Below are 10,463 nucleotides of genomic sequence, written 5' to 3' on the forward strand. Positions count from 1 at the left end.
ACCCCCCGCGGCTCCATCCCCCGCTTCGAGCACTTGCCCGCCAACCTCGACCCGCCCCCGGGCCACCTGAATCCAGACATGCCGGTCATCGGCGACCACAAACTCCACACCGACGCCAGCGTCGATCAACCCGGCATATACCCGTGCGTCGGCGTGGATCTTCAGCGCTCCTTCGCGTCCCTCGGGATCAACCACCAACCGCAGCTGATTGCGCCGGGCCTCATCCGAGAACGAGCGCTGTTCGTAGCTCGGCTCGATCCCCCGCCGATCGGGCAAGATCCAGATCTGCATGAAGTGCACAGGATCGGTCGGCGAGTTGTTGAACTCGCTGTGCCGCACGCCCGTCCCCGCGCTCATCCGCTGCACGTCCCCCGGACGGATCACCGAACCCGTGCCCATGGAGTCTCGGTGCTCGAGCCCGCCCCCAAGCACATATGAAATGATCTCCATGTCCTGGTGCGGGTGGGTCCCAAACCCGCGCCCAGGCGCCACGCGATCCTCATTGATCACTCGCAGCGCACGAAAGCCCATGTGCTCCGGGTCGTGGTAGTCGGCGAACGAAAAGGTGTGGTGCGAATCGAGCCAACCGTGGTTCGCGTGGCCTCGGTCGTTCGCGCGGCGGATGTTTAGCGTGTTCATCTTGGCCCACCACTTAGCGGGAACCATGCCATGCTCAACCCGTTGAAATTACTCATCTCTTCCTGGCTCGCGGGCACATCTGCGCCGTGAATGACTCATATTGATTTGATCCATGTCAAAATGATAGGCTCATGTTGATGCTGGCCGCCAACCTCGCGCTCGACGAGCTGCTCGACTTCCAACCAGACGGCGGCATCCTGCGCTTCGCTGGCCAGCGCGCGCTGCTGCTCGACGCGGTCGCGCTGGGCCTGCTGCGCAAGGAGCTCGTCGAGCTGCTCGGCTTCGACGCAGCCCGCGGCGCCATGACCCGCTTCGGTTACGCGCATGGCTGGCGGACAGCGGAGAACCTCGAGCACAGCCTGCCGTGGACCAGCCGCGATGAGTGGCGCCGCGCGGGCGGCCGCCTCCATCGCCTGCAGGGCATGGTCACGTTCGAGCCCGTCCACCCGAGCAAGCTCAGCTCACCGCCGGGCTTGGCCGAGGCGATCTGGCGCGACTCCTACGAGGCTGAGCAACACCTCTTGCACTTTGGCGACCACGAGCAGCCTGTGTGCTGGTCGCTGTGTGGGTTTGCGAGCGGCTACCTCAGCCGCGCGCACGGCCGGCCGATCTTCTGTGTCGAGACCCAGTGCCGCGGCCGCGGCGACGCCCTGTGCCGAATGTGGGGCGACGCCCGCGATGCGGTGGTCGAGCACGGTCATGCGGACGCGCTCGCCTACTTCGAGCAGCAGGGGCTCGACGACTCGTTGCTGCGTGTACGCGGGATCTTGCGCAAGCTCGAGAGCAAGCTTCGGGCCCGCCGCCGCGCGCTCGATGATCATGACGATCTCGTCGACGCCGAGGCCGAGGCGGCCGGGCTCGTCGCCCGCAGCCCGATGATGCGGACCCTGCTCGACCTCGCCCGCCGCGTCGCGCCCGTCGACTCGACGCTGTTGATCACCGGTCCAACCGGCGCCGGCAAGGAGCGCGTCGCTCACTTCGTCCACGACCACTCGGCCCGTGTGGGCGGCCCCTTCATCGCGATCAACTGCGCCGCGATGCCCGAGCAGCTGCTCGAGAGCGAGCTGTTTGGCCACACCAAGGGCGCCTTCACGGGGGCGACCCGCGATCGCATCGGCCTGTTCGAGGCGGCCCACACCGGGACCTTGCTGCTCGACGAGATCGGCGAGCTCGCGCCTGCGACCCAGACCCGGCTGCTGCGGGTCCTGCAAGAGCGCGAGGTCCGTCGCATCGGCGAAAATCTCCCGCGCAGCGTCGACGTCCGGATCCTCGCCGCGACCCACCGCGACCTGCTCGCCGACGTCGAGAGCGGTCGGTTCCGCGAGGATCTCTACTATCGTCTGCGTGTCGTCGAGCTGCATGTCCCGCCCCTGCGCGATCGACCCGAAGACATCTTGCCGCTGTCGCGCAGCTTGCTCGCCAGCGCGGGCACCCGGCTCGGTCGCACGCTGGACGGCCTCGCCCCGGGCGCCTGTGAAGCGCTGCTGGCCCACACCTGGCCCGGCAACGTGCGCGAGCTGCAAAACGCGATCGAGCACGCCGTCGCGCTGGCTCGCGGCCGGATGGTCGAGGCCAAGGATCTCCCGCAGCTCGAGCGGCGGGCCGCGAGGCCGCGGGCCAGCGAAGCTCAGGTGCGAGCTTCACCCGAACCCCAGCCCGATCGGACCCTCGCCGAGGTCGAGCGCGAGCACATTCAGAGCGTGCTGTCGGCGAGCGGCAACAACAAGACCGAGGCGGCCCGGCGGCTCGGGATCGGCACGGCGACGCTGTTTCGTCGACTTCGCCAGTATCGCAACCTAGAGGGCATTGGCTAGCAGGCCAGCACCTCGTCGATCTCAAACGTCGCGCCGTCAGCCTGAGTCGAGATCGCCACGGGCTCCCGGCTTCCCGCCACGCGCGCGCGTCGCCAGAAAAAGTTCGAAGAAATCTGACTACATCGGCCGCCGGCGCTCGTGCCCCCCGCGAGAAAGCACGATGCGACTGCACAGCCAACGGACCGCTCATCATTGGATCTTCACCGGCGCGCTCGCGCTCACCGCTGTGTCGGGCTGTTCGGTGCTCGGCAGCGTCGCCGGCCCTTCGAGCGCCGATCTGGATCGTGCGTTCGAACAGCGCGACCTCGACTACCTCGAGAATGTCTGCGCCAAAGGCAGGGATCGCGAAAGCCGCGACTTCATGCGCGGCAGCGCGTCCGACCAGGAGGATCGCGCCTGCACCCTGGCCTCGGACGTGCGCGGCGCGAACGACAAAGACGCTCGCGCACAATCCCTCGCCGAGTTTGAGGCCACGCTGACCTGCGACAACGCCATCGAGTCGCTGCGCGCGTACGGGGCCGAGAAACCCGACGAGCACGACTATGCGCGGAGTTTCCACAGCGTTGGGGCCAAGGTCGCCGAATGTCAGGACTACGCCGGCCTGGTCACGGAGCTGCTGCCGCTCGCCAAGCTCGAGGGCGTGGCGCCGCCCGAGTCCATGGGCAAACGCTTGCTCAATACCATTGGCGAGTCCGATGCCTCGCTTGCGACCCACATCGCAGAGGTGGCCAACGCGGACAGCTTCAGCTTCGAGGCGAGCTGGGTCTCCGCTGGAGCGATCTCGTCGTGGTTGCTCGAGAGCTCATCGTTCGACACCTGCGCCAGCTATGTGGCCGCGCTCGGATCTCCGCACCGTACCTCGGTCAAGACCTTCATCGAATTTCTCGGCCTCGCCAAGTGCAGCCCGGCTGCTGGGGCGATCGCCTCGCACCTGTCGAGCGAGGATCCGGAGGTGCGCGTGCGGGCCTGCCAGGCGCTCGGCCGCCTCACCGATCCGGCCTATGCCGACAAGCTGCGGGTCGTGGCCGAGTCTGACTCGGCCTACACGACAAATGGTCTGGTTCAGACCTACTACGTGCGCGATGCGTGCCGCGACGCGCTCGGCAAGACCAAGCTCGCGAATTGAGCCCGGGGGAGGCGGCCGGGTTCAGCCGGTCGCCAACAGACGATCAAAGCTGGCCGACACGTGCGCGAGCAGATCGCCAAGCGCGAGGCTGGTCAGCGAAGTGTCCGTATCCGCGAGCACCCGCAAGGTGTGCTCGCGCAGCTCGTCTCGGGTCGCGCTCAACCACCGGCTGACGGTCACGCGGTGGTGCCCGAGCAGATCCGCGATGTCGCCGACGCTCACGCCCGCGAGGTGGTAGCGGAGGATCTGGCGCTGACGTGGCTCGAGCCGAGACACCGCGAGCGCGACCGCCACTTTGAAGTCATGGCGGTAGCGCTCGACCACCTCGCTGTCGATCTCGAGGGCTTCGAGTTGCTCGACCATGCTCTCGGTCACGCGCGCTGACGTACCCTTCCGCGCGTGATCGATGGCCGCGCGGGCCGCGACGACACGCAGCCACGTCAGCAGCTTTCCCCGCCCCTCGTAGCCTTCCAGGCCAGCGGGGGCGTGCGCCCGGGCGACCGTGAGCTTGATGATCACGTCGTGAAACACGTCATCGACTTCGTCGGTGTCCTTGCAAGTCCGCGCGATGACGCGGCGCAAGGGACCTTCGTAGCGAGCATAGAACAACGCGAGCGCGGACCGGTCACCCCGCATGCACGCGAAGCTGTGCATGAGCTGCTCGAGCTGGCCGGCCTCGACGAGCTCTGCGGAGTCGGGCCCAGCTCGGGCGGCGATGTGCGCTCGAAAGCTCGCCAGGTCGATGCGCACCGGTGGTTGCTGGCGCGCGAGCGCTTGCGCTGCGGCCTCGAGGTGCTCATCGAAATTCACGGTTCCGTGACCTCCGGCAGGATCTCGAAGCCCACCAGCCGCGCTCGCAAGTCACGCTCGAGCTCCGCCCGGCGCGAGTCGGCGTCGAGCGGGACCGTCGCAAAGGTGGTGGCACGACGCCGCAAGCTGAGCTCCCCGTCGAGGACCAGCATGTCCTCGTCGGCGAGTAGACAATACCCTGGTGCGTCTGGGAGGGGAACGACCTGCGCCGTGTCCATGTTGATGAGCACCGATTGGGTGGCCCCATCCGCGAGCGCCAGACGGCCGCTGTCCGAGGCCGACAGCCGCACATAGGTGTCGCCCAGCGGGTGCAGCAGGCGCGCGGGGAGCGGGTCGTGGGGCGACCAGGAGAACACGCCGCGATCGCCCGCGGCGAGCAATCGACCATCGGGCATGAACTCGAGATTTGACCAGCGCTCGGCGACTGCCAGCTGCGCGACACGTTCGCCCGAGGCGACATCGTACACCGACACCGAACCTTGCTTCCCGACGACCGCGACCTCGCTCCCGTCATGCGTCAAGGCGATCCGAAACCCAGGGGATTCGAGGGTCCACTCGCGCAGGCGGGTCCCATCGCTCGCGTCCCACACAATCAGCTGATCGGGCAAGCTCAGCGCCGCGTAGCGACGACCGTCAGCGGAGAAACGCGCGGCCCTGCTCGGTCCGTCCAGCGCGTGGCGACGGACCAGCGCATCATCGGCGGCCCAGATCCACAGCTCGTCGCCCGCCGCCGCGATGACCTCGCCCGCGGGTCCGCGCTCGGGTGAGAAGACCGCGTGGCCGTCGGTCGCCAAATATCGGGCGCGCCCGGTCTCCGGCGGACCGAGCGCCCAGACGCCCTCGTGCGTGCCGATCATGAAGTTGAGCCCGTCGGACACACACGTCGTCGAGACGATCTCTGGGATCGAGACAAAGTCTGTGATCGAGAAGCTCACCTCGCCGTCCCACGCTGGATCGAAGGTCCACTGCGTCAGCATGTCGTCGCCGATCACGGTCACGCGCCCGCGATCGACGACCAGGCTCGCGCTGCTGCCGACCGGGCCGTGCTGGGACTTGAACTGAGAGTCGCCCGAACGGGTGTTGACCACATCGACGAGGCCGGACTTGTCGACGATGATCGCCTCCCGGTCCCCGAGCCACGCGATCGCGGCGAACCCGTCCGGGAAGGGCTGCGGAAACCTCGACTCTTCACTGTCCGCGACGTTGACCCGATATAGCCAGCCCTCGGCCCCGACGAGGACGTGGACGCCGTCGGGCGCCGGCTCGAGCAGCTGCGCCGGGCGAGTGAGGGGGATCCGTCGCAGCAGCCGTCGGGTGTCCACGTCCCAGACCAGCAGCTCGGGGTTTGGCGTGCTGACCACCAGGGTGTGCCCGTCCGCGAGCAAGGCGGCCCCCTCGATCTGCGGCGCCACCTCGCCGCGCGGCCCGGCGAGGCCCGGGTTGGCGTCATCGATGAGCTCGACCCGACCGCGCTCGTGGACGACCAGCAGCGCGCCCGGGATCGGGGTCGTGAACAGCCAGCGGCGTCCCTCCTCGCCCGGCGTCGCGCGGCCCGACATCGCGCCCTGTCCGTCGTGGAGCTCGATCCCATCCGGGCCAGCGATCGCCAGCTCGCCACCCGGCAGCCACACCAAGTCGTGGACCTGGTCTGACGCGGTCGGTACCCGTCGAAGCTCCCGTCCGCTCTCGGCCGCGAACACCCGCACGACACCAGGCAGACCGCCCACCGCGATCTCGCCCGTGTCAGGCGACACCGCGGACACGATCCGCGCGCCGCTCGGGAGCTTGTCGCTTCGCACCCGCCACTCGACCCGCCGCAGCGGCCGCCGCTGGGCACCCTCGATCACGCTGATCGCCCTGGCCTCGATCAGGTCGTGCTCGGGGCTCGGCGGACCAGCCCGCGCGAGCGAGCGCAGCGCGGCCAACGAGTGCAGGGCGCCCTCGATCACGAACCCGTCCGCGCGCAGCCGCTCCGCTGAGTTGTCGTGGGCGATCGCGAGGTTGAGCTCGCTCTCGTCGGAGGCCGCGACCGCGAGCTGCTCGGCCTGATCGGCTCGATCGGCGGCGGCCTGCCAGGCCATGCTCGCGGCCCGCTCGTCCTGGTACGCGGCGGTGCTGACCGCCAGCGCCGCCGCCATGCTGCTGAAGGTCAGCGCGCCCGCGGTCACGAGCCCGCGATGACGCGCGACGAACCGGCTCAGCCTGCGAACCCGCGAGTAGCGAAACACCGACACCTCGCGACCGGCAATGAACGCGCGCAGATCAGCGCCGAGCGCCGCCGCCGTCGGGTAGCGCCGCGCCGGCTCGAACGCCAACGCCACGTCGATGATCGCCACGAGCTCCTCGGGTGTGTGCCGCTCGAGGTCGCCGACGGCTGGGCGCGTGCCCGTGCGCGCTCGCGCGATCGCCAGCTGCGAGCTGGGCTCGGCGTACAGCGCACGCCCGGTGGCGAGCGCGAACAACAGCCCGCCGATCCCCCACACGTCCGTGCGCACGTCGGTCGGCCGCGCGTCGGCTTGCTCGGGGCTCATGTAGCTCGGGGTCCCGTTGACCTGCCCTGCGGCGGTCAACTTGGCGTCGCGCTGACCTGTCGTCGACGCATCGCCGTGGCCCTGGGCCGCGAGCCCCCAGTCGATCAGGGCGGTCTCACCGAAGCGCCCGACCATGACGTTGGCCGGGTTGATGTCGCGATGGATCACGCCGCGGCTGTGGGCGAACGCGATCGCGTTGCACACGTCCACGACGTGGGGCAACAGCTCGAGCCGCGACGCGAGGGTCGGGCGCGACACAATCGAGGCCGCGAGCGTCTCACCCTCGACCAGCGGCATCGTGTAGAACGCCGCACCCGACTCGCGCACGCCCAGGTCGTGGACCGGAAGGATCACCGGGTGGGACAGCCGCGCGCTGATCCGTGCGGAGTGCAAGAACCGCGCGCGCGCAGCTGCGAGCTGGGTCTGCGCGTTTAACTTGAGCTCCTTGAACGCGACCTCACGACCGATCGAGGTGTCGTGCGCAGCCCAGACCAGCGCCTGTCCGCCGCGGCCCACGATCCGCTCGAGATTGTAGCGACCCGGTGTCTGGGGTGGCGCCGTGTCTGGGTCCGACCAGATCTCCGACACGGTTGCACCGGCCTGGGTCGAGGCGACGGCCACGACGTCACTGCAGCGTGAACAGGTCCGCAAGTGGGCGCTGACGCGATCCTGATCGCTGGCGCGCCCGTCGAGAAATGCCGCGAGCTCGTCGAGGGGAGGACACTGCACGTCGAGCCGGAACGTAGCATCCGGTATGGGCTCTGTGGCAACCAGCACGGCAACGTCGTGATGACGTTCGCACGACGCTGCGCCTGGTCGACGGCCCGGGAGATCGCTCGCTCAACCACCTCTTCGATCGCGTGAGTGCGCGCTCCGGGGATCAACCGGGCCCGGACCTCCTGGGTGGTCGCGCCGGATGAGGGGGACCGCGCCAAACAGCGCATCCTCGACCGAGCCCAGGCCGAGCTGCGTTCTCCGCCACCGAAGCGAGCGGGCCTGGAGTTCCACTTGCCCCGGGTTCAATCGTTGACACCGTCTTGGCTTGCCGATATAGTTTCCTAGGAGACTATATCGAAGTGGTTGCAGGGAAGGCACCGAGCACACTGGAAGATCACGCGGGCTACTGGCTGCGGTACGTCTCCAACCACGTCACACACGCGTTCGCGCGGAAGGTCGAGGCTCGAGGTGTCACGGTAGCGGAGTGGGTGCTCCTGCGGGCAATGCTGGAGGCCGGGGCTGCCAATCCGAGTGTGATTGCGGATACCGTGGGCATGACGCGTGGCACGGTTTCCAAGCTTGTCGAACGGCTCTCCCGAAAGAAGCTGGCGGTGCGTTCGTCGTCGGAAGGCGACCGACGCTATCAAACAGTCGAGCTCACGGCGGCGGGAAGGCGGTTGGTGCCAGTCTTGGCTCGGCTCGCCGACGAGAATGATCGCGAATTCTTTGGCCACCTGAAGCCGGACGACAGAAGCAGGCTCGTGACCTTGCTTCAGGACATCGTCCGTCGGCACGGTTGGAAAGACTTACCGGTTGATTGAATCCAGACTCACGAGCGACGAAGGAGAGATCATGAACGCAGGACAAATACAGGTCATACAAGACTGTGCGCGAGGCGCATTGACCGGGAAATTTACCTTTCCTGAGATCATCGGCCGGCTCGCCCAAATCAGCGTGGAGCGGTATCATGCGGACTACAGCCGCCAGGAAATCACCTACTACCTATCGGACGGTGACTCGCTCGTCGTGGCCACGCCTCACCCTTTTCACGCTACAGCAGCCGAGTTTTCAGCGTTGGCCGTTGAAGCCGCCGTTCGTCAGAGCCAGCGGAACGAGCACTCCTACCTCGATTTCATCCGAAAAACGATGACCGCAGGTTGTGTGGGCTACTTTGTCCAGATTACGGGCCGTCGGGTGATCTATTTTGGGCGCAATGGGGAATCACATGTGGAGCATTTTTCATGAACGGCTTTGGAACGACCTGACCGTCGACTTCACCGTGCTCGGGCGCCAATTTCTCGGGCTCGACGGCGGCCCCAACTGCAAAACGGACGAAGCGGTGAGCTTCATGGTCGTCACCGAAGACCAGGAGGAGACCGACCGCTACTGGAACGCCATCGTCGGCAATGGCGGGGCCGAGAGCGCCTGTGGCTGGTGCAAGGACCGCTGGGGCGTCTCCTGGCAGATCACGCCGCGGTTGTTGCTCGACCTGACGACGTCTTCCGACCGCGACACGGCCAACCGCGCCTTCGAGGCGATGATGAAGATGAAGATGACGAAGATCGACATTGCCACCCTCGAGGCTGCCGCCGCGAATCGATTATAGGCCGGGGGTCGACGCAGGTCGGGACAACTGCTGACGCAGTAAACGTCAGTCCCTCGGGTAGGAAGCCGGCACGCGCTGCTGCGTCCGAGTCAGTCGCGCGCCTCGCCGACGTGATCGGCCACATACGCGCCGCGCAGACCGAGCGGGCGGGGCGGGCCTACTGTGGAGTCGCAGCTGGTCTGGTGCTCGAGCTCGGCGTTGAGCTCCGCCCCCAGCAGGATCGCCCAGGCCGAGACGTACAGCCACAGCAGCAGCGCGATCACGTTGTCGAGCGCCTCGAGGCCAGTGCGGGCATCCCCGGTGTGTCGTGAGTAGACCGAGAACGCGGCGGAGAACAGCAACCAGCACACCGTAGCGACCACCGCGCCGACGGAGACCCAGCGCCAGCGCGGAGGCCGGCGGTTGGGCCCCCAGTGGTACAGCGCGGCGAGCCCGAGCACGACCACGCCAAACAGCAGGGGCCAGCGCAGCACGGTCAGCAGCCACGCCACGCCGTTGCCAACCCACCCGCCAGCGAGCGCGTGCGGCAGGGCAATGAGCGCGACGGAGGTCAGCGCCAGCGCCAGCGTCGCGACCACGACGAAGCTCGCGCTCAGCAGGTTGGCCGCGATGACACCACGACGCGGCGGCTGGTTGTAGGCCAGGCTGACCGCGGAGACCAACGCCTTCATCCCTCGGTTGGCGCTCCACAGGCTCAGGGCGATCGCACCGATCGCCCGCAGCGTCAGCGAGGTCGGCGCGACCGCGACGGCGCGGCGCAGCAGGGCCTGGATCATCTGCCGTCCGCCGCCCGCGGGGACCATGGCGAACACTGGCTCGAGCAGGGCCTCGACGTCGGAGGGGGTCGCAAACAGGCCGTAGATCGAGACGAGCGCGACGAAGGCTGGGCCGAGGGCGAGCGCGGCGTAGAACGTGACCCCTGCGGCGACGATGTCGAGGTTGTCACGGCGAACCTCACGCCTGACGCGGGTGAGCACGTCGAACCAGCCGCGCCAGGGGATCTGGAACGCGTGGGTGGCTCGACGCCCGCGTGGGGGCGGCTCGTCGGGCCGCAGTGGGTCGGGGTCGCTGGTGTTCATCATGTAGATCCTCGCGCTGCAGACCCAGGCTCGCTCGCTCGTGGCGATTGCGTGGGTGAGTCAGTTTGTCTCGACGTCGTGAGCTCATCGCAACCGCAGCCTTTGCGAGCCCGTTGGCGGTGCCGGCTGGGCGGGCGTGCG

General features: G+C 67.9%; 9 protein-coding genes. 5 read left to right on the forward strand and 4 right to left on the reverse strand.

Going from position 1 to position 10,463, the window contains the following annotated elements:
• Window positions 1–639: pirin family protein (locus tag ENSA7_RS25925; RefSeq protein WP_106092033.1), on the reverse strand; the 639-nt coding region annotated here is incomplete at its 3' end.
• A gap of 137 nt (window positions 640–776) precedes the next feature.
• On the opposite strand from ENSA7_RS25925, the gene ENSA7_RS25930 reads away from it, so the two are divergent.
• Complete coding sequence (locus ENSA7_RS25930) at window positions 777–2,453, forward strand: sigma-54-dependent Fis family transcriptional regulator (RefSeq protein WP_106092074.1); 1,677 nt, start codon at window positions 777–779, stop codon at window positions 2,451–2,453.
• Complete coding sequence (locus ENSA7_RS25935) at window positions 2,446–3,579, forward strand: HEAT repeat domain-containing protein (protein WP_146158138.1); 1,134 nt, start codon at window positions 2,446–2,448, stop codon at window positions 3,577–3,579. Before ENSA7_RS25930 ends, ENSA7_RS25935 begins: the two co-directional genes overlap by 8 nt.
• A 21-nt stretch (window positions 3,580–3,600) precedes the next feature.
• Here the strand turns inward: ENSA7_RS25935 and ENSA7_RS25940 are convergent, their stop codons facing one another.
• Together ENSA7_RS25940 and ENSA7_RS25945 are read right to left on the reverse strand one after the other, a co-directional pair.
• Window positions 3,601–4,389 carry a sigma-70 family RNA polymerase sigma factor gene (locus tag ENSA7_RS25940; RefSeq protein ID WP_106092035.1) on the reverse strand — a complete coding sequence of 263 codons (789 nt, stop codon included), beginning with the start codon at window positions 4,387–4,389 and terminating at the stop codon, window positions 3,601–3,603.
• Window positions 4,386–7,649, reverse strand: a complete 3,264-nt coding sequence (locus tag ENSA7_RS25945; protein ID WP_181234108.1) for a WD40 repeat domain-containing serine/threonine protein kinase — start codon at window positions 7,647–7,649, stop codon at window positions 4,386–4,388. Before ENSA7_RS25945 ends, ENSA7_RS25940 begins: the two co-directional genes overlap by 4 nt.
• A gap of 347 nt (window positions 7,650–7,996) precedes the next feature.
• Between ENSA7_RS25945 and ENSA7_RS25950 the strand changes: the two genes are divergently transcribed.
• From ENSA7_RS25950 to ENSA7_RS25960, 3 genes are read left to right on the forward strand one after another with little or no spacing between them, the layout of a single operon-like run.
• On the forward strand, window positions 7,997–8,458 hold the full coding sequence (locus tag ENSA7_RS25950) for a MarR family winged helix-turn-helix transcriptional regulator (RefSeq protein ID WP_106092037.1): 462 nt from the start codon (window positions 7,997–7,999) through the stop codon (window positions 8,456–8,458).
• 31 nt (window positions 8,459–8,489) lie between these two features.
• On the forward strand, window positions 8,490–8,882 hold the full coding sequence (locus ENSA7_RS25955) for a DUF1398 domain-containing protein (protein WP_106092075.1): 393 nt from the start codon (window positions 8,490–8,492) through the stop codon (window positions 8,880–8,882).
• Window positions 8,863–9,243, forward strand: a complete 381-nt coding sequence (locus ENSA7_RS25960) for a VOC family protein (RefSeq protein ID WP_244923910.1) — start codon at window positions 8,863–8,865, stop codon at window positions 9,241–9,243. Before ENSA7_RS25955 ends, ENSA7_RS25960 begins: the two co-directional genes overlap by 20 nt.
• Before the next feature lie 89 nt (window positions 9,244–9,332).
• On the opposite strand, the gene ENSA7_RS25965 is transcribed toward ENSA7_RS25960, so the two are convergent.
• Window positions 9,333–10,322, reverse strand: coding sequence for a YihY/virulence factor BrkB family protein (locus tag ENSA7_RS25965; protein WP_181234109.1), 990 nt, complete (start codon window positions 10,320–10,322; stop codon window positions 9,333–9,335).
• Window positions 10,323–10,463 lie beyond the last annotated feature (141 nt).

The organism is Enhygromyxa salina, assembly GCF_002994635.1.
In the GTDB taxonomy this organism is placed as follows: domain Bacteria; phylum Myxococcota_A; class Polyangia; order Nannocystales; family Nannocystaceae; genus Plesiocystis; species Plesiocystis salina_B.

Bases quoted from the DNA above. Each gene is read 5' to 3' on its own strand.
- ENSA7_RS25930 (WP_106092074.1), top strand. From the start codon at position 777: ATGCTGGCCGCCAACCTCGCGCTCGACGAGCTGCTCGACTTCCAACCA.
- ENSA7_RS25955 (WP_106092075.1), top strand. From the start codon at position 8,490: ATGAACGCAGGACAAATACAGGTCATACAAGACTGTGCGCGAGGCGCA.
- ENSA7_RS25960 (WP_244923910.1), top strand. From the start codon at position 8,863: ATGTGGAGCATTTTTCATGAACGGCTTTGGAACGACCTGACCGTCGAC.
- ENSA7_RS25965 (WP_181234109.1), bottom strand. From the start codon at position 10,322: ATGAACACCAGCGACCCCGACCCACTGCGGCCCGACGAGCCGCCCCCA.